Origin of the sequence: Stutzerimonas tarimensis (genome assembly GCF_042648805.1) — a bacterium.
Classification (GTDB): domain Bacteria; phylum Pseudomonadota; class Gammaproteobacteria; order Pseudomonadales; family Pseudomonadaceae; genus Azomonas; species Azomonas tarimensis.
The window spans coordinates 192,030-209,378 of the sequence record NZ_JBHRXZ010000022.1 but is presented as its reverse complement, the minus strand read 5'-3'; the positions used below and the strand labels follow the sequence as shown (position 1 = coordinate 209,378).

Sequence of the window (17,349 nt, the reverse complement as noted above, 5' to 3'; positions counted from 1 at the left end):
GTTCTTAAACCGCGGCAGCGCCGCCGACGATTTCCGAAATTTCCTGGGTGATCGCAGCCTGACGAGCCTTGTTGTAGACGAGTTGCAGGTCGCCGATGAGATCGCCGGCGTTGTCCGTGGCGTTCTTCATCGCGATCATCCGCGCCGCCTGCTCGGCCGCGCCGTTCTCGACCACGGCCTGGTAGACCTGGGACTCCACGTAGCGCACCAGGAGACCGTCGAGCAGCGACTGGGCGTCGGGCTCGTACAGGTAATCCCAATGGCGCTTGGCGGTCTCGTCTTCGCTGGCCTCGAGGGGCAGCAGCTGCTCCACCGTCGGCTTCTGGGTCATGGTGTTGATGAACTTGTTCGACACCACGTAAAGACGGTCCAAACGGCCTTCGTTGAAGGCATCCAGCATCACCTTGACGCTACCGACCAGCTGATTGACGGTCGGCGCTTCACCGATGTTGCCCACCGCTGCAACGACGTTGCCGCCATAGCTGCGGAAAAAGCTTGCACCCTTGTTGCCGATTACACAGAGCTCGGCCTCGACCTTCTGGTCGTGCCACTCCTTCATGTTCTTGATCAGCGCCTTGAACAGGTTGATGTTCAGGCCGCCGCACAGGCCACGGTCGGAGGAAACCACGATGTAACCGACACGCTTGACCGGGCGCTCCACCATGAACGGATGGCGGTATTCCGGGTTGGCATTGGCCAGATGGCCAATCACCTGGCGGATCCGCTCCGCATAGGGACGGCTGGCAGACATGCGCATCTGGGCCTTGCGCATCTTGCTGACCGCCACTTTTTCCATGGCGCTGGTGATCTTCTGCGTGCTCTTGATGCTCGCAATCTTGCTGCGAATCTCTTTTGCGCCTGCCATTTGACACCTATAGCGTTAGCAGGCGGGAGCCTTGCGGCTCCCGCTGCGGCTTACCAGCTCTGGGAGGCCTTGAACGACTCGATGCCGGACTTGATGCCCGCGTCGATTTCATCGTTGAAGTCGCCCTTCTCGTTGATCTTCGCCAGCAGATCGGCTTTCTCACGCTGGAAGTAGGCGATCAACGCCTGCTCGAAAGCACCTACCTTGGCCACTTCGACGTCCTGCAGGAAGCCACGCTCGGCGGCATACAGGGAGATGGCCATTTCGCCGACCGACATCGGGGCGTACTGCTTCTGCTTCATCAGCTCGGTAACGCGCTGACCATGCTCGAGCTGCTTGCGGGTCGCTTCGTCGAGGTCCGAGGCGAACTGGGCAAAGGCTGCCAGTTCACGGTACTGCGCGAGCGCGGTACGGATGCCACCGGAGAGCTTCTTGATGATCTTGGTCTGGGCTGCACCACCTACGCGGGACACCGAGATACCGGCGTTGACCGCTGGACGGATGCCCGAGTTGAACATGGACGATTCCAGGAAGATCTGACCGTCGGTGATGGAGATCACGTTGGTCGGAACGAACGCAGAGACGTCACCCGCCTGGGTTTCGATCAGCGGCAGAGCGGTCAGCGAACCGGTCTTGCCCTTGACGGCGCCCTTGGTGAATTGCTCCACATACTCTTCGGAAACGCGGGAGGCGCGCTCCAGCAGGCGGCTGTGGAGATAGAAGACGTCACCCGGATAGGCTTCACGACCCGGCGGACGGCGTAGCAGCAGGGAGATCTGGCGGTAGGCCACGGCCTGCTTGGACAGATCGTCATAAACGATCAGCGCGTCTTCGCCGCGGTCGCGGAAGTATTCGCCCATGGTGCAACCGGCGTAAGGCGCCAGGTACTGCAGGGCAGCGGATTCGGACGCGGAGGCAGCCACCACGATGGTGTTGCTCAGCGCGCCGTGCTCTTCCAGCTTGCGCACGATGTTGGCAATGGTCGACTGCTTCTGACCGATGGCCACGTACACGCAGCGGATGCCGCTGTTCTTCTGGTTGATGATGGCGTCGATGGCCAGGGCGGTCTTGCCGATCTGGCGGTCGCCAATGATCAGCTCGCGCTGGCCACGACCAACCGGAATCATCGCGTCGACGGACTTGTAGCCGGTCTGCACCGGCTGGTCGACCGACTTACGCCAGATCACACCCGGAGCCACCTTCTCGACGGCGTCGGTTTCCTTGGCTTCGATCGGGCCCTTGCCATCGATCGGGTTACCCAGGGCATCGACCACGCGACCCAGCAGTTCCGGGCCAACCGGTACTTCCAGGATGCGGCCGGTGCACTTGGCGCTCATGCCTTCGGTCAGGCCCAGGTAGTTACCCAGTACCACGGCGCCTACGGAGTCCTGCTCCAGGTTGAGCGCCATACCAAAGACGCCACCGGGGAATTCGATCATCTCGCCGTACATCACGTCGGCGAGGCCGTAGATACGGACGATGCCGTCAGACACGCTGACGACGGTGCCCTCGTTACGGGCTTGGGCGGAAACATCAAGCTTGGCGATGCGCTGCTTGATGATTTCGCTTATTTCGGACGGATTCAATTGCTGCATGCCATGTCCCTCAAATCAGGATTTCAACGCTTCGGCCAACTGGCTCAGCTTGCCGCGGACCGAACCGTCGATCACTACGTCGCCGGCGCGGATAACAAGTCCGCCGATCAACGCAGGATTCACTACCTGCTGGGGAGTGACGGTACGATCGAGCCGCTTCGACAGGGAGGCAGCCAGGTTTTTTAGTTGCTCGGCGCTAAGCTCGTAGGCGGTCTCAACCTCGACGTCCACGGCGCGCTCGGATTCAAGCTTGAGAGTCCCGAACTGCTCATGGATGGTCGGAAGCAGCTCGAGGCGATCGTTATCGCCGAGGGCTACCAGAAAGTTGCGAAACGCTTCGTCGACGTCGGCGCCGAACAGGTCGCTCAGCGTCTGGATCTTGCTGGCGCGTGTCAGACGGGGGTTGCCGATCAACTCGGCGACTTCGCGTACCTGCACCAGTGCAGCGCCTTCGCTGAGCAGCTTCAGCCATGCGTCAGTACGCCCGGCTTCACTGGCCAGCTCGAAAGCGGCTCTGGCGTAGGGCCGGGCAAGCGTCTGGTTATTCATCTTCGCTTGCCTCGCTTAGAGTTGCGCAGCCAGTTTTTTGACCAGATCGTTGTGTACCTTGGCGTCCACCTGGGACTGCAGAATCTGCTCGGCACCGGCAACGGCGAGAGCCGCGACCTGAGCACGCAGCTGATCCTTGGCGCGGTTCACTTCCTGTTCGATCTCGGAGCGAGCACTGGCTACCAGACGCTCACCTTCGGCGCGAGCCTGGTGCTGAGCTTCTTCGATGATGGCGCTGGCGTGCTTGTTGGCCTGCTCGAGGATCTTGGCAGCCTGGTCCTTGGTATCTTTCAAGGTGCTGGATGCCTTTTCCTGGGCCAGTTGCAGATCTTTTTGCGCGCGGCCGGCAGCGTCCAGTCCATCGGCAATTTTCTTCTGGCGTTCCTGCATGGCCGCCGTCAGGGGTGGCCAAACGTACTTCATGCAGAACCAGACGAAAAAGGCGAAGGCGATCGTTTGACCAACTAGCGTCAAGTTTATGTTCAAAGCGATTTACCTCGTGCTATCTCGTTCGGCGTGCTCTGTCGTCTCCTCCACGACGGGACCTGGGGCCCCGTCACGGATCAGACCGACTCAAGCAGCAGCGGGAGCGACAACGAAGATGAGGTACATCGCGATACCAACACCGATCATCGGGACGGCGTCGAGCAGGCCGGCCATCAGGAAGGTCTTGGTCTGCAGCTGGGGAGCCAGCTCAGGCTGACGAGCGGTGGATTCCAGCAGCTTGCCGCCCAGCAGGGCGAAGCCGATGCCAGTGCTCAGAGCACCCAGACCGATCATGATGGAGGCAGCGATGATGACGAGTTCCATGTAAAGCTCCTGAAGCTAAGGGGTGGTTAGGGGTTTTAGTTGTGGATCAAACTTGACTGCGTTGCTTATCCGTCACGGCGAGTGAGCCGCATGTCCATGGTCTTCATGTGCCGAGCTGAGGTAGACGATGGTCAGCACCATGAAGATGAAGGCCTGAAGCGGGATCACCAGGATATGGAAGATCGCCCAGGGTACATACAGCGTCCACTGGGCCCAGAAGGGCAGCAGCGCGATGAGGATAAAGACGACTTCACCGGCATACATGTTGCCGAACAGTCGCAGTGCCAGCGTCAGCGGTTTGGTGAGCAGGCCCAGGATTTCAAGGAACAGGTTGAACGGGATCAGCAGCCAGTGGTTGAAGGGCTGCAGGGATAGTTCCCTGGTGAAACCACCCACGCCCTTGACCTTCAGGCTGTAGAAGATGATGAGGATGAAGACGCCGATGGAGATGCCGAAGGTACCGTTCGGGTCAGCAGTCGGAACGATCTTGAAGTAAGGCGCGCCAAGAGCATGGGCGATGCCCGGGATGTAGTCGACGGGCAGCCACTTCAGGCTGTTCATCAGCAGGATCCAGACGAAGATGGTCATGGCCAGCGGCGCGATGGTGGGGTTACGGCCGTGGAAAGTGTCACGGACCATGCCCTCGACAAACTCGACCGTCATCTCGACGACGTTCTGCAATTTGCCCGGCACGCCGGTGGTGGCATTTTTCGCCGCCATACGGAATAGCAGGATGAATACCAGGCCCATCAGGATCGACCAGCCCATGGTGTCGACGTTGATCGACATGAAGCCCATCTGGGCGACCTCTTCCGGGTTCTGGGCGATGATCCAACCTCGCTCCGGATGGGCACCAAAGACCAGATTCTGCAAGTGATGCTGGATATATTCCGCCGGGGTGTCCGCCATATACGCCTCTATGCTTTCAATGCCGCAGATTTTTTTTCATGAGCAGGAGTGCGCTCGCGCCGATGCCCAGCACCAGCAGGTATCCCGCAAACAGGGCTACTGGTTCGAGCGGTTTCACTCCCACGAACACCAGCGCAAACAGCACTGCTGTCAGAATCTGTTTACCCATCTCGCCCGACCACAGGGAGCGTACGATTGCCCCAGCCGAGCGCGCGCCGAAATATCGGAAGGCCTTCAGCGCGAAATACAGGTTCGCAGTGAAGGCGATCAGGCCTCCGATCAATCCGGAGTAGCCCGCAACGATACCAAAAACGCTCGCACAAACGATTGCCGTTATCAGCGTGACCAGCAATTGCATCTGCAGGACGCGAAACACCGGCTGGCGATGGAGGGGCGTCCTGTTACGGATGTTCACCATGTCCACTCGCCCCGAGCCGGCGCCAGAACGCCAACTCGTTCAAAAAATGCGCGGGGAGTATAGGAGCGGGCCCCCCGCCGTTCAACCTTCAGGTAGTAATTTCTCGGGGACGCTACAAGGATTCCGCTCACCGGATGTGCGCCAGTACGCCCTGCAACTCGTCCAGCGAGTTGTAGCGGATCACCAGCTGGCCTTTGCCTTTGTTCCCGTGTCGGATTTGTACCGGAGAGCCCAAACGCTCAGCCAGTCGCTGCTCCAGCCGGGTAATGTCGGGGTCGGGAGGCGTTTGTACGCTTTCAGCCTTGTCAGAGTTCAGCCACTGGCGCACCAGTGTCTCGGTCTGGCGCACGGTAAGACCTCGTGCGACAACATGTCGCGCCCCTTCTATCTGACGTTCGGCTGGTAATCCCAGCAATGCGCGCGCATGGCCCATTTCCAGGTCACCATGTGAGAGCATGATCTTCACTTCTTCCGGCAGGGCGATCAGCCGCAGCAGGTTGCTCACCGCGACCCGGGATTTACCCACCGCATCGGCGACCTGCTGCTGGGTAAGCTGGAATTCCTGCTGCAGACGCTGCAGCGCCATGGCTTCTTCGATCGGGTTGAGGTCCTCGCGCTGAATGTTCTCGATCAGCGCCATCGCGATCGCGGCCTCGTCAGGCACGTCGCGGACCATCGCCGGGATGCGTTCCAGGCCAGCCTGCTGGCTGGCCCGCCAGCGGCGCTCGCCAGCGATGATCTCGTAGCGGCCCGAGCCGATCGGTCGCACCACGATGGGCTGCATCACGCCCTGTGCGCGGATCGAGTTGGCCAGTTCTTCGAGCGCGCTCGGGTCCATGTCCCGACGGGGCTGGTAGCGGCCGCGCTGGATCACATCCAGGGGCAGCTGATGCAGTTGCTGCTGGTCGACCTGAATGGCTTCTTCCTGCAGCGCCTGTGGCGTCGCGCCGCCGAGCAGTGCATCGAGCCCGCGGCCCAGGCCTCGTTTCTTCGTTGCCATGGTTTTCCTTATGCGGTGGCGCGCGTGGCCCGGCGCTGCCTACGCGAGAGTTCGCCCGCAAGGGCCAGGTATGCCTGGGCCCCCTTGGATTGCTTGTCGTATTCGAGCGCCGGCATCCCGTGGCTGGGGGCTTCGGCCAGCCGCACGTTGCGCGGGATCACCGTGTCATACAGGCGATCGGCGAAATGTTCCTTGAGCTGGGCCGATACCTCGTTGGTCAGGCTGCTGCGCGGGTCGTACATGGTCCGCAGCAGGCCTTCGATGCGTAGCTCCGGATTCAGCGCGTTGGCGATGCGCTGGATCGAGTTGACCAGGTCGGTCAGCCCTTCGAGCGCGTAGTACTCGCACTGCATCGGAATGATCACCCCGTCGGAGGCAGCCAGGGCGTTCACTGTCAGCATCGACAGCGAAGGCGGACAGTCGATGAGGATGTAGTCGTAGTTTTCGCGCACCGGCGCCAGGGCTTCGCGCAAGCGCTTTTCCTTGGCCGGCAGGTTCAGCAGCGCCACTTCCGCCGCAGTGAGGTCGCGATTGGCCGGCAGCAGCTGGTAACCGCCATGTTCGGAGAACTGCATGGCGTCGACCAGGCTGCATTCGCCGATCAGTACGTCATAGACCGAGTGCTCGAGGTTGAGCTTGTCCACGCCACTGCCGGTGGTGGCGTTGCCCTGGGGGTCCAGGTCGATCAACAGCACGCGGCGCCGCGTGGCCACCAGCGAAGCGGCCAGGTTGACGCAGGTGGTGGTCTTGCCAACACCGCCCTTCTGGTTGGCGATAGCGAATACTCTAGCCATGGGCGATCGGGGTCCGGGTCATGAATTGCGGCGCAGTATCAACAGATGGCGTTGCCCTTGGCAACCGGGAACCCGCAGCAGGTGGCTGCGCTCGAGGCGAAAGTCGGCGGGAAGCGTCTGTAGCTCGTCGTCGGGATGCACACCCTTCATCGCCAGCCAACGGGTGCCTTCGTCGCCAAGGTGGCGGGTCCAGTCGGTGAAGTCGGCGAGCGAGCTGAATGCCCGTGAGACGATGCCCGAAAACGGCTGCGCTGGCCTGAAGGCCTCGACCCTGGCGTGCACCACTTCGAGGTTGTCCAGCCCGAGCTCGAGTTTGACCTGGGTGAGAAAGCGGGTCTTCTTGCCATTGGCGTCGAGCAGGGTGAACGAGCGCTGCGGAAACAGGATCGCCAGCGGAATGCCGGGCATGCCGCCGCCGCTACCCACATCCAGCCAGCGCTCACCGGCTTCGGCGACCTGGGACACGACGCTCAGGCTGTCGAGCAGGTGGCGCGAGACCATTTCGTCGGGGTCGCGTACTGCGGTCAGGTTGTAGGCCCTGTTCCATTTGATCAGCAGGGCCAGGTAGGCAAGCAACTGTGCCTGCTGGTCGTCTTCGAGCGGCACGTCCAGTTCCCGCGCCCCCCGGGCCAGTTCCTCGGCATGACGGTCGGACAGCATCAGGCGCTCTGCTCCAGTCGACGGCCCGAGGCGCGCTTTTTCAGGAAGATCATCAGTAGCGATACCGCCGCCGGAGTAACGCCGGGAATCCGCGATGCCTGGCCAAGCGTCTGCGGCCTGGCCTGGCTGAGCTTCAGCTGAATCTCGCGGGACAGGCCGGAAATCGCGCTGTAATCCAGATCAGCGGGCAAGGCGGTATCCTCACTGGCCCGCAGACGCTCGATCTCATCACGCTGGCGATCGATGTAGCCGGCGTACTTGGTCTGGATCTCGACCTGCTCGGCGACCTGCGGGTCGCTCACTCCCGAACCGCTCAGCCCGGCCAGGGCGGCGTAGTCGATTTCCGGACGCGCCAGCAGATTGAGCAGGTTGTACTCGCGGGTCAGGGCGCTGCCGAAGCGCTGACCGATTGCCTCGGCCAGGGTCGAGCCAGGCTGCACCCAGGTGGCCTTGAGCCGCTGGTGTTCCAGTTCGATCTGTTCACGCTTGGTTTCGAACAGCGCCCAACGCTGATCGTCGATCAGCCCCAGCGCTCGGCCCTGCTCGGTCAGACGCAGATCGGCATTGTCCTCGCGCAGCACCAGGCGGTACTCGGCGCGGGAAGTAAACATGCGGTATGGCTCCTGGGTGCCGAGGGTGATCAGGTCGTCCACGAGCACGCCGAGATAGGCTTCATCGCGGCGAGGGCACCAGCTGTCACGCCCCTGGGCTCGCAAAGCCGCATTGGTGCCGGCCAGCAGGCCCTGGGCACCCGCTTCTTCGTAGCCGGTGGTGCCATTGATCTGGCCGGCGAAGAACAGCCCGCCGATGACCTTGGTCTCCAGGCTGTACTTCAAGTCCCGGGGGTCGAAGAAGTCGTACTCGATGGCATATCCCGGACGCACGATGTGGGCCTGCTCCATGCCACGAATCGAGCGCACCAGCTCCAGCTGCACGTCGAACGGCAGCGAGGTGGAAATTCCGTTCGGATAGAGCTCGTGGGTGGTCAGGCCTTCCGGCTCGAGAAATACCTGATGGCTGTCCTTGTCGGCAAAGCGATGGATCTTGTCTTCGATCGAAGGGCAATAGCGCGGGCCGACGCCTTCGATCACGCCGGAATACATCGGCGAGCGATCGAGATTGGCGGCAATGATCTCGTGGGTCCGGGCATTGGTATGGGTGATCCAGCAACTCACCTGGCGCGGGTGCTGCTCGGCCGAACCGAGAAAGGACATGGTCGGGATCGGTGTATCCCCCGGCTGTTCGGTCATCACCGAGAAGTCCACGCTGCGCCCGTCGATGCGCGGTGGCGTCCCGGTTTTCAGTCGTCCGACGCGCAGCGGCAACTCGCGCAGTCGGCGAGCCAGGGCGGTGGCAGGCGGATCACCGGCGCGCCCGCCAGCGTGATTTTCCAGGCCGATGTGGATAAGTCCGGCAAGAAAGGTTCCCGCCGTGAGGACCACGTTGTCTGCCTGGAACTTCAATGCCATCTGGGTGACCACACCACGCACCTGTTCCCCTTCGACGATGAGGTCGTCACAGGCCTGCTGGAAAATCCACAGATTGGGCTGGTTCTCCAGGGTTTCGCGGATGGCCGCCTTGTACAGCACGCGATCGGCCTGGGCGCGGGTAGCTCGTACCGCCGGGCCCTTGCGGCTGTTGAGCACCCGGAACTGGATGCCGCCACGATCGGTGGCCTGCGCCATGGCGCCGCCGAGCGCATCGATCTCCTTGACCAGATGACTCTTGCCGATCCCTCCGATGGCCGGGTTGCAGCTCATCTGCCCCAGCGTTTCCACGTTGTGGGTCAGCAGGAGCGTCCGAACGCCCATGCGCGCCGCGGCCAGCGCAGCTTCGGTGCCGGCATGCCCGCCACCTATCACGATGACGTCGAAACGAGAGGGGAAGTCCACAGGCACCTCGTAGGAGAGAGTGGCGAGAAGAGAGCCGGCAAGTATAGGCACATCCCCTGCGCTAAAGAAGCGGCTCTGGACGAAAAGTGACCAGTCTGCGCAGAGCGCTCAACAGATAACAACAGAGAAGAATTTAAGAAAGCTTACAGATGTGTTTATAAATGGTCAGCTATGTATCTGTGGATAGTTTTCTGCAAGCCAGTGAATTCAGGCGTTACAGGCGCATGCAAGGCCTGTGGATTGGCTCGGTGCATCCGGTGTAGAGCCTGATCATGAGCTGTTGATATCTTGACTGGTTATCAACAGGGGAAATCACGAACGGCTTTTCCACCGACTTGTGAAGGGTGCTGAAGGCTGCTTTTCCACAGGGCTCAGTGGCTCGTTTCGCTACGAACGCAAGACGGCCGCAAGCGCGCCGCGGAGAACGCAGCGGTAGAGCATGAAGGGTTTGCGGGGCCGGCTTGGGCCCTTGGGTGTGAAGGAGGAAATGGAGCAGCTCGCAGGTGGAGCTGCTCGCCTCAGGCTTGTGGAGGGCGGCGGGAGGGGCCCTTGGCCTCGCTGAGGGCGTCGCTTTCAGCCTGTTCGAGAACCTCGTCGAGTGTCAGCGGGCTGCGCTCGAGGACGCCCTCGAGGGCGTTCTCGCCGCGCATTCCATCCAGGCGGGCGCCTGAGACGTAGGCCGCCTGGCCGAGCAGATGACCGGCGATGGGAATGGTCAGCATCAGGAAGATGACCGTGGCGATACCGATGGAGGCGACGTCCCAGCCGCCCATCTGGATCATCACGCCCATGAGGATCAACCCGGCACCCACGGTTCCCGCCTTGGTGGATGCGTGTATGCGCTGCAGCGGATCCGAGAAGCGCACCAGCCCGAATGTGGCGGCAAACAGGAAAATCACACCGCAGATCTTGAAGAGGATGGCGAGCAGATCGATCATTTGACTTTCCGTCCTTTACGCACGATGAAGGCGGCGAATGCACAGGTGCCGACAAAGCCGATGAGGCCAAGGCCAAAGCCCACGTCGAGAAACTCCCGCCGCCCGGTGGCGCCAGCGACCAGCGCGGCAATGGCCACGCCCACGCCCGTCAGCATGTCCAACGCCACCACGCGGTCGACCACGGTGGCGCCGACGATCATCCGCCACATGGTCACGGCCAGCGGCACCATCACATAGAGAAGAAGAATGCCGGAGATGTACGACTGGGCTTCGCTCAGAGTGGTCACCATTGTTCGATCCTCGCGATCCGCCGCTCGAACACCGTCTTGATCGAGTCGATGATCTCCTCGGGAGCCATGGCATCAAGGACGTGGACATACAGCAGCCGACGATCCTCGCTGACATGCAGAACGCAGGTGCCCGGGGTGAGCGACACCAGGCTGGAGAGCACGGCGATGCCCATGTCGGTTTCCAGGGCGATGGGAACGGCGATGATCGACGAGCGGATGCGTGGACGCGGCGAGAAGGCCGCACGGGCAACCGCGAAGGAGGAAATGAACAGCTCGTAGAGGTAGATGCCGAGCAGTTCGACGATATCCAGCACACGGCGGATGGGGGTGGCCTTGGGCATCAGGGGACTCCCGGCTGTTCGCCCGACGTAAACACCGATCCGATATAGGCAGAGGGATCGAGCAGCGCCGCGGCGGCTTGTTGGGAATAGACGATCAGGGCCTGGGGCATGAAGCCGATCGCCAGGGTCAGAAGGCTCAGCAGGGCGATGCCGAGCAGCATGGGCCCGGGCACCTTTCGGGCGGTCCGCCTTGGCAGCACGGGTGCCTTCCAGAACGCTTCCATCCAGATCTTGGTCATCGAGTAGAGGGTGAGGATGCCGACGAACAGCGCCAGCGCCGCGAGCCAGCCCTGGCCGACACGGAAGGTGGCATCGATCACCAGGAGCTTGGCCCAGAACCCCGACAGCGGCGGAATGCCGGCCAGTGACAGTGCCGGGATCAGGAACAGCGCTGCCAGCAAGGGGCTGCGGTACATCAGCCCGCCGCTCTTGCGCAGGTCGAAGGTTCCCGAGGCCCGGTGAATGGCCCCGGCGATCATGAACAGGTTCGCCTTCACGATGATGTGGTGAATGATGTAGAAGATCGCTCCGGCCAGCGCGGCCTGGGTGGAAATCGCCAGCCCCAGCAGCATGTAGCCGATCTGGCTGACGATGTGGAACGACAGGATACGGCGCACGTCCCACTGCACCGCTGCGCCGAACACCCCGAACAGCATGGTCCCGGCCGCGAGCACGGCGACGATCTCGCGAATGCCGCTGTCCTCGACGGTGAAGATCAGGGTGAACACGCGAAAGCAGGCGTACACCCCGACCTTGGTCAGCAGCCCGGCGAAGATCGCCGATACCGTGATCGAGGCGGTGTGATAGGAAGCCGGAAGCCAGAAGAACAGCGGGAAATAGCCCGCCTTGATGCCAAAGCCGGCCAGTAGCAGCAGCGAGGCGATGGTCAGGTTGATCGAAGGCTCCAGCTCCGGCAGCACCAGTGCCAGATCGGCCATGTTCAAGGTGCCGGTGGCTCCGTAGAGCAGAGCCACCCCACAGAGAAACAGCAGGGTCGAGAACAGGTTGAGGATCGCGTAGCGCACCGTGCCGTCGATTCTCGCCCGGGTCCGGCCGATGACCAGCAGACCCATGGCGGTGATCAGCATCACCTCGAACCAGACGTAGAGGTTGAAGATGTCGCCGGTCAGGAAGGCCCCGTTGACCCCGGCCAGCATGCCCAGGAACAACGGATGAAAGCCGGCCCGCTCCTCGCGCCGCCTTATGTCGGCGAGACCGAACAGCATCACTGCCGTGGCCAGGACACCGGTGATGGCCACCATCGCGGCACCGAGGCGGTCCGCGACAAAGACGATGCCAAAGGGCGCATCCCAGTTGCCGAAGCGGATCGCCTGCACACCCTGCCTGTCGATCTGCACCAGCAGCGACAGCGAGGCCAGCAGCAGCAGCCCGACCGTGGCATAGGCCACCCAGCGCTGGGCCATTCGCCTGTTCCATAGGCAGGCCGCGAGGCCGGCTCCGAAAATCGGCAGGAGAACAGGCCAGAGCGGCGCGTGCGCCATCAAAAAAGCGGTCATGGCTGTCCCTTACTGCGCGTGGCAGACGAGCCGAGTCGTTCAGCCGCATCGATCTCGCGGGTATCGACGCTTCCCAGTGAGCGGAACGCCTGCAGGGCTAGCGCGGCAAAGAAAGCGGTGAGCGCGAAGCCGATCACGATGGCGGTCAGCACCAGCGCCTGGGGCAGCGCGTTGGCGGCTTCGGCCGGCAACGTGGTTTCACCGGCGCGCATCACCGCGGGGGCGTCGGACAGGATCCGGCCGGCATAGAAGATCACCAGGTTTACCGCGGCGCCCAGCATGGCCATGCCCAGCACGATGCGTACGATGTGGCGGGACAGGATCAGGTAGACGCTGCAGCCGGCCACCAACGAGATGGCGAAGGCGAAGATCAGATGCATCTCAGAGTCCCTCGTAGAAACGCAGCACCAGCGACAGGATGCCGCCGAGGACGACCAGATAGACGCCGACATCGAACAGCAAGGTGGTGCCCAGGTGGAAATTCCCCAGGATCGCCCACTGATGGGTAAGGTAGGAATCCTCCAGCAGCAGACCCGGAAGTCCGCTGACTGCGGCGGCCAGCACACCGATGCCGATCACCACCATCGGTTGCAGGCGCAACGCCGAACGCGCGGCATCGATACCCTGGGCCAGGGCCAGGATGGCAAAGCCCGACGCCGCGATCAGGCCGCCGACGAAACCACCGCCAGGCTCGTTGTGCCCCCGATAGAGGACATAGAGCGAGACCGCCAGCATCAGCACGAAAAACACGCGCGAAAAGGCGGAAAAGATGATCGAGTTTATGATTCACCTCCTTTTTTCCAGACGCGCAGCAAGCCCCATACCGCGATCGCGGCAAAGGCGACGACCACCACCTCGCCGAGGGTATCGATGGCCCGGTAGTCCACCAGGACCACGTTCACCACGTTGCGGCCGTGGGCCTCCAGGTAGCTTGTTGCCGCGAAGAATTCGGTCAGCCGCAGGTCCAGCGGCTCGGTGACGGTGGCTGCGAGGCCGAGAAAGATGATCACGCCGATCCCTGCCGAGAGCAGGATGTCCCACTTCTTCTCGCGAGGCATTCGGGTCGAGGGCATCCGCTCGGGCACCCGCAACAGCAGGGCTACCAGGATGAGCACGATGAGCACCTCGACGGAGAACTGGGTCAGGGCCAGATCCGGCGCGCCGTTCATGAGAAACAGCAGCGCCGAGCCGAAGCCCACCACACCCACGGCAATCATGGCCCGCAGCAGTGAGGGCGTGCGGGTGGCGGCGAAGGCTCCAGCACAGATCAGCACCAGCACGATGGCCGAGGCAGCGTCGAAGCGTCCGCTCGCCGGCGCGAAGGCGGGCGTGGTACCGCTGGCATAGATGCCGTAGCCGACAATCAGGATGACCGAGGCCACCACGATCTTGGTGTAGCGATGCTGGTCGCCATTCTGCAGATAGGCCGTGCAGCGCTCGGCCAGTGCCAGGGTGCCGTAGAACAGCCAGTTGAAGCCGCCGGCGCCGAGCACCCGCTCCACGCTCTGGTTGGTCGACAGGCTGCGACGGATGTGGCGCCAGTAGGTGAGCAGGCCCGCCGCAAAGGCGACCACCGTGGCACTGAGCGCCAGCATCGGGGTGAAGCCGTGCCACAGCGAGAACGACAGGTCCACCGGATGCCCAACCAGCACGCTGCTCGCCGGCTGGATCAGCCCGTCGACGAGAACGCTCGGGAACAGCCCGAAGATCACCCCGAAGGCCCCGAGGATCAACGGACCTATATAGAGCCCGGGGGTTTCCGGGTGGTGCACATGGGAGCGCTCCGGCCCGGACCAGTAGGGGCGGATCGCCACGACCCCGGCGATGGCGGCAAACACCGCGTTCACCACCACCGCGACGGCGATCACCACCCAGCCATAGGAGGCGTTGAGCTGGCTCTCGAACAGGTACTCCTTGGTGATGAAGCCCAGCGTCGGAGGCAGTCCCGCCATGGAGATGGCGGCCATGCCCGCCGCCACCGCAGTCACCGGCAGGGCCTTGGCCAGCCCGCCCAGGCGATTGAGGCTGGACTCCTCGGCGGCGTGGATGGTGGTGCCGGCGCAAAAGAACAGCGCCGCCTTGTAGAAGGCATGCGCGAGGATGAAGGCGATCAGCGCGGTGATCGAGTAGTCGCCATCGAGACCGATCAGCATCACCAGCACGCCAAGCGATCCCACCGTCGAGTGAGCCAGTACTTCTTTGAACCCGTCCGAAGCCAGGGCTCGGACCGCCGCCACCAGCATGGTGATGCAGCCGACAGTCACCAGCGTGGTACTGAAGGCCGGCATTCCGGCAAATACCAGGTCGAAGCGCGCCAGCAGGTAGACGCCGAGCTTGACCATGGTCGCCGAATGCAGAAATGCCGAGGCCGGCGCGGGCGCCTCCATGGCAGCCGGTAGCCAGAAATGGAAGGGAAACTGGGCGGACTTGGTAAAGGCACCGAGCAGGATCAGCACCATCGCCGGAACCGCCACCGGACTGGCCAGCAGTTCATCGGAGCGCAAGGCGATCTCGCTGTAGGAATAGGTACCCAGTTCGATGCCGATCAGCAGTATCCCGGCGAACAGTGCCAAGCCACCGCCGCCGGTGACCACCAGGGACTGCAATGCCGCCTTGCGCGCTTCCGGGCGCGCCGAGTTGAAGCCGATCAGCATGAACGAGAGCATGCTGGTGGCTTCCCAGAAGACGAACATCGCGATGAGGTTGTCGGACAGCACCGTGCCCAGCATCGCCGTCATGAACAACAGGATGAGGGTGAGGAAGTTGGCGCCTTCTCGCGGCGGCGAATGCGAGAAGTAGGCACCGGCGAAGAGGGTGACCAGGGTGCCGATCCCGGTGATCAACAGCGCGAACAGCAGGGAAAAGCCGTCCAGCGTGAGGGTTAGCGAAATGCCCAGGGCCGGAACCCATTCCAGCGTTTCGCTGACGACCTGAGTGTCACGCAGGCCGAAGGAAAGATAGAGGAAGTACAGGAACAACCCGGCCGGCAAGGCAGCCATGACCCAGCCGCCATAGGGAAAGGCTCGCTGGGCAACAGAGCGGGTCAGTGCAGCTCCTAAAAATGAAACAAGCAATGCAATCAGCACGGCGCCGTCCTGTTCTCGTGTGGAAGGTCCAGTAATCCATGGCGGGGAAGCGCGCGGATCGTTCTAGGTTAGCCAATCGAAGCGGTGAAGGCTGTTACCGGCTGTGTCACTGCCGGCCGGCTCCAGGCGAAGGCCGGGCTTTTCGAGTGCGGCGAGCCGCTTGCCGTTGGCCAGAGTCATTCGCTGTTAAAGCTAATCATTTCCCGCACGATGGCCGAAGATCCTTGGCGAGTTGCTAGGATGAGACGGCTTGAACGGCAAAACGTTTCCATGGGGCCCGCGCTGGCGCTCACTTGCCGATGCAGAAACTTGAGAAGATCCGGCCGAGCAGATCGTCCGCGCTGAACGCGCCGGTGATTTCGCCAAGCGCCTGCTGCGCCAGACGCAGGTCTTCGGCGAGCAACTCCCCGGCATTGCTGCCAAGCAGTTGCGCCCGCCCGTGCTCGAGGCAGGCGGCCGCCCGGCGCAGGGCGTCGAGGTGGCGGCGGCGGGCGCTGAACCCGCTTTCGCTGGTCTGCTGGTAACCCATGCAGGTCTTCAGGTGTTCGCGCAGCAGGTCCAGACCTTGCCCATCACGGGCACAGAGGTAGAGCCGGGTCAGCCCCGAGTCGTTCTGCTCGAGGCGGACGGGCTCGGAGGTCAGGTCGGCCTTGTTCAACACCAGGGTGAGGCGTGCCGGATCGGGCGCCGCGTCCAGAAACTCCGCCCAGAGTCCAAGCGGGTCGGTCGCTTCCGGGGCCGAGCAATCGACCACCAGGAGGATCCGGTCAGCGTCGGTGATGGCCTTGACTGCCCGTTCGACGCCGATGCGCTCCACCTGATCGGTGGCTTCGCGCAAGCCCGCGGTATCCACCACATGCAGCGGCATGCCGTCGATGTGGATATGTTCGCGCAGGATGTCCCGGGTGGTGCCAGCGATGTCCGTCACGATCGCCGCGTCGCGACAGGCGAGCGCATTGAGCAGGCTCGACTTGCCTGCGTTGGGGCGGCCGGCGATGACCACTGTCATGCCTTCGCGCAACAGTGCGCCCTGCCCCGCTTCCTGCAGCACCAGCGCCAGGCGCTGGCGCACGCTGTCCAGCCGGCCCAGCACGTGACCATCGGCCAGGAAGTCGATCTCTTCCTCGGGAAAGTCGATCGCCGCTTCGACATAGATCCTCAGCTGAATCAGCGCCTCGGTCAGCCCATGCACCCGCCGGGAGAACTCCCCCTGCAGCGAGCGCAGCGCATTACGCGCCGCTTGCGCCGAACTGGCCTCGATCAGGTCGGCGATGGCCTCGGCCTGTGCCAGGTCGAGCTTCTCGTTGAGAAAGGCGCGTTCGCTGAACTCCCCGGGCCGAGCCTGGCGCGCGCCCAGTTCCAGACACCGCTGCAGCAGCATGTCGAGCACCACCGGCCCGCCGTGCCCCTGCAGTTCCAGCACATCCTCGCCGGTGAACGAATGCGGGCCGGGAAAGAACAACAGCAACCCCTGGTCGATCACTTCACCGTCGTCGGCGAAGAATTCGCGGTAATAGGCGTGGCGTGGCTCGGGTTCCAGCCCGCTGAGGCTGATGGCGATTGCCCGGGCGCGGCTGCCGGAGACCCGGACGATGCCGACCCCTCCCCGCCCCTGGGCCGTCGCAACCGCGGCAATGGTGTCTCGAGCGCTGGACATGACGTTTCCTCCGGCGAATAGCAAAACG

At 62.9% G+C, this 17,349-nt stretch carries 19 protein-coding genes; all 19 read right to left on the bottom strand.

The window, feature by feature from the left end; all coding sequences use genetic code 11:
• Nucleotides 1-4: 4 nt before the first annotated feature.
• On the bottom strand, nucleotides 5-865 hold the full coding sequence (gene atpG, locus ACFOMF_RS10135) for a F0F1 ATP synthase subunit gamma (RefSeq protein WP_386364401.1): 861 nt from the start codon (nucleotides 863-865) through the stop codon (nucleotides 5-7).
• A 50-nt stretch (nucleotides 866-915) separates the two neighbouring features.
• Nucleotides 916-2,460 (bottom strand): F0F1 ATP synthase subunit alpha, encoded by a 1,545-nt coding sequence (gene atpA / locus ACFOMF_RS10130; RefSeq protein ID WP_386364399.1) that lies wholly within the window; start codon nucleotides 2,458-2,460, stop codon nucleotides 916-918.
• Nucleotides 2,461-2,475: 15 nt separating this feature from the next.
• Nucleotides 2,476-3,009, bottom strand: coding sequence for a F0F1 ATP synthase subunit delta (locus ACFOMF_RS10125; protein WP_386364397.1), 534 nt, complete (start codon nucleotides 3,007-3,009; stop codon nucleotides 2,476-2,478).
• Nucleotides 3,010-3,024: 15 nt separating this feature from the next.
• Nucleotides 3,025-3,495: a F0F1 ATP synthase subunit B gene (locus ACFOMF_RS10120; protein ID WP_386364395.1), complete on the bottom strand. Its 471-nt coding sequence runs from the start codon at nucleotides 3,493-3,495 to the stop codon at nucleotides 3,025-3,027.
• A gap of 87 nt (nucleotides 3,496-3,582) precedes the next feature.
• Nucleotides 3,583-3,819: a F0F1 ATP synthase subunit C gene (atpE, locus tag ACFOMF_RS10115; protein WP_377812835.1), complete on the bottom strand. Its 237-nt coding sequence runs from the start codon at nucleotides 3,817-3,819 to the stop codon at nucleotides 3,583-3,585.
• Between the two features lie 72 nt (nucleotides 3,820-3,891).
• Entirely contained in the window at nucleotides 3,892-4,728 is an 837-nt protein-coding gene (atpB, locus tag ACFOMF_RS10110; RefSeq protein ID WP_386364393.1) for a F0F1 ATP synthase subunit A, read from the bottom strand.
• A gap of 16 nt (nucleotides 4,729-4,744) precedes the next feature.
• Nucleotides 4,745-5,143: a F0F1 ATP synthase subunit I gene (locus tag ACFOMF_RS10105; protein WP_386365795.1), complete on the bottom strand. Its 399-nt coding sequence runs from the start codon at nucleotides 5,141-5,143 to the stop codon at nucleotides 4,745-4,747.
• Nucleotides 5,144-5,273: 130 nt separating this feature from the next.
• Complete coding sequence (locus tag ACFOMF_RS10100) at nucleotides 5,274-6,146, bottom strand: ParB/RepB/Spo0J family partition protein (protein ID WP_386364391.1); 873 nt, start codon at nucleotides 6,144-6,146, stop codon at nucleotides 5,274-5,276.
• Between the two features lie 8 nt (nucleotides 6,147-6,154).
• The gene (locus ACFOMF_RS10095; protein ID WP_386364389.1) at nucleotides 6,155-6,940 is read right to left on the bottom strand and encodes a ParA family protein; all 786 of its coding nucleotides are present in this window, start codon (nucleotides 6,938-6,940) and stop codon (nucleotides 6,155-6,157) included.
• 18 nt (nucleotides 6,941-6,958) lie between these two features.
• Nucleotides 6,959-7,600, bottom strand: coding sequence for a 16S rRNA (guanine(527)-N(7))-methyltransferase RsmG (rsmG, locus tag ACFOMF_RS10090; RefSeq protein WP_386364387.1), 642 nt, complete (start codon nucleotides 7,598-7,600; stop codon nucleotides 6,959-6,961).
• Nucleotides 7,600-9,492: a tRNA uridine-5-carboxymethylaminomethyl(34) synthesis enzyme MnmG gene (mnmG, locus tag ACFOMF_RS10085; RefSeq protein WP_386365793.1), complete on the bottom strand. Its 1,893-nt coding sequence runs from the start codon at nucleotides 9,490-9,492 to the stop codon at nucleotides 7,600-7,602. The genes rsmG and mnmG overlap by 1 nt, the downstream gene beginning before the upstream one ends.
• Before the next feature lie 518 nt (nucleotides 9,493-10,010).
• Entirely contained in the window at nucleotides 10,011-10,430 is a 420-nt protein-coding gene (gene mnhG, locus ACFOMF_RS10080) for a monovalent cation/H(+) antiporter subunit G (protein ID WP_386364385.1), read from the bottom strand.
• Entirely contained in the window at nucleotides 10,427-10,720 is a 294-nt protein-coding gene (locus tag ACFOMF_RS10075) for a monovalent cation/H+ antiporter complex subunit F (RefSeq protein WP_386364383.1), read from the bottom strand. The genes mnhG and ACFOMF_RS10075 overlap by 4 nt, the downstream gene beginning before the upstream one ends.
• Nucleotides 10,714-11,061 carry a Na+/H+ antiporter subunit E gene (locus tag ACFOMF_RS10070; RefSeq protein WP_386364381.1) on the bottom strand — a complete coding sequence of 116 codons (348 nt, stop codon included), beginning with the start codon at nucleotides 11,059-11,061 and terminating at the stop codon, nucleotides 10,714-10,716. The genes ACFOMF_RS10075 and ACFOMF_RS10070 overlap by 7 nt, the downstream gene beginning before the upstream one ends.
• Complete coding sequence (locus ACFOMF_RS10065) at nucleotides 11,061-12,578, bottom strand: Na+/H+ antiporter subunit D (RefSeq protein ID WP_386364379.1); 1,518 nt, start codon at nucleotides 12,576-12,578, stop codon at nucleotides 11,061-11,063. The genes ACFOMF_RS10070 and ACFOMF_RS10065 overlap by 1 nt, the downstream gene beginning before the upstream one ends.
• A complete protein-coding gene (locus tag ACFOMF_RS10060) occupies nucleotides 12,575-12,958 on the bottom strand; it encodes an NADH-quinone oxidoreductase subunit K (protein WP_386364377.1) in 384 nt (127 codons plus the stop codon). Before ACFOMF_RS10060 ends, ACFOMF_RS10065 begins: the two co-directional genes overlap by 4 nt.
• A gap of 1 nt (nucleotide 12,959) precedes the next feature.
• Nucleotides 12,960-13,349, bottom strand: a complete 390-nt coding sequence (locus tag ACFOMF_RS10055) for an MnhB domain-containing protein (RefSeq protein WP_386365791.1) — start codon at nucleotides 13,347-13,349, stop codon at nucleotides 12,960-12,962.
• 8 nt (nucleotides 13,350-13,357) lie between these two features.
• Nucleotides 13,358-15,664 carry a hydrogen gas-evolving membrane-bound hydrogenase subunit E gene (mbhE, locus tag ACFOMF_RS10050; protein ID WP_386364376.1) on the bottom strand — a complete coding sequence of 769 codons (2,307 nt, stop codon included), beginning with the start codon at nucleotides 15,662-15,664 and terminating at the stop codon, nucleotides 13,358-13,360.
• Nucleotides 15,665-15,953: 289 nt separating this feature from the next.
• Entirely contained in the window at nucleotides 15,954-17,321 is a 1,368-nt protein-coding gene (gene mnmE, locus ACFOMF_RS10045) for a tRNA uridine-5-carboxymethylaminomethyl(34) synthesis GTPase MnmE (protein ID WP_386364374.1), read from the bottom strand.
• Nucleotides 17,322-17,349: the final 28 nt, after the last annotated feature.

Excerpts from the sequence above, each read along its gene's own strand:
- rsmG (WP_386364387.1), bottom strand. The coding sequence starts at position 7,600 with ATGCTGTCCGACCGTCATGCCGAGGAACTGGCCCGGGGGGCGCGGGAA.
- ACFOMF_RS10100 (WP_386364391.1), bottom strand. The coding sequence starts at position 6,146 with ATGGCAACGAAGAAACGAGGCCTGGGCCGCGGGCTCGATGCACTGCTC.
- atpG (WP_386364401.1), bottom strand. The coding sequence starts at position 865 with ATGGCAGGCGCAAAAGAGATTCGCAGCAAGATTGCGAGCATCAAGAGC.
- ACFOMF_RS10065 (WP_386364379.1), bottom strand. The coding sequence starts at position 12,578 with ATGACCGCTTTTTTGATGGCGCACGCGCCGCTCTGGCCTGTTCTCCTG.
- ACFOMF_RS10095 (WP_386364389.1), bottom strand. The coding sequence starts at position 6,940 with ATGGCTAGAGTATTCGCTATCGCCAACCAGAAGGGCGGTGTTGGCAAG.
- ACFOMF_RS10125 (WP_386364397.1), bottom strand. The coding sequence starts at position 3,009 with ATGAATAACCAGACGCTTGCCCGGCCCTACGCCAGAGCCGCTTTCGAG.
- ACFOMF_RS10060 (WP_386364377.1), bottom strand. The coding sequence starts at position 12,958 with ATGCATCTGATCTTCGCCTTCGCCATCTCGTTGGTGGCCGGCTGCAGC.
- mnhG (WP_386364385.1), bottom strand. The coding sequence starts at position 10,430 with ATGATCGATCTGCTCGCCATCCTCTTCAAGATCTGCGGTGTGATTTTC.
- atpA (WP_386364399.1), bottom strand. The coding sequence starts at position 2,460 with ATGCAGCAATTGAATCCGTCCGAAATAAGCGAAATCATCAAGCAGCGC.
- ACFOMF_RS10070 (WP_386364381.1), bottom strand. The coding sequence starts at position 11,061 with ATGCCCAAGGCCACCCCCATCCGCCGTGTGCTGGATATCGTCGAACTG.
- atpB (WP_386364393.1), bottom strand. The coding sequence starts at position 4,728 with ATGGCGGACACCCCGGCGGAATATATCCAGCATCACTTGCAGAATCTG.
- atpE (WP_377812835.1), bottom strand. The coding sequence starts at position 3,819 with ATGGAACTCGTCATCATCGCTGCCTCCATCATGATCGGTCTGGGTGCT.
- mnmE (WP_386364374.1), bottom strand. The coding sequence starts at position 17,321 with ATGTCCAGCGCTCGAGACACCATTGCCGCGGTTGCGACGGCCCAGGGG.
- ACFOMF_RS10075 (WP_386364383.1), bottom strand. The coding sequence starts at position 10,720 with ATGGTGACCACTCTGAGCGAAGCCCAGTCGTACATCTCCGGCATTCTT.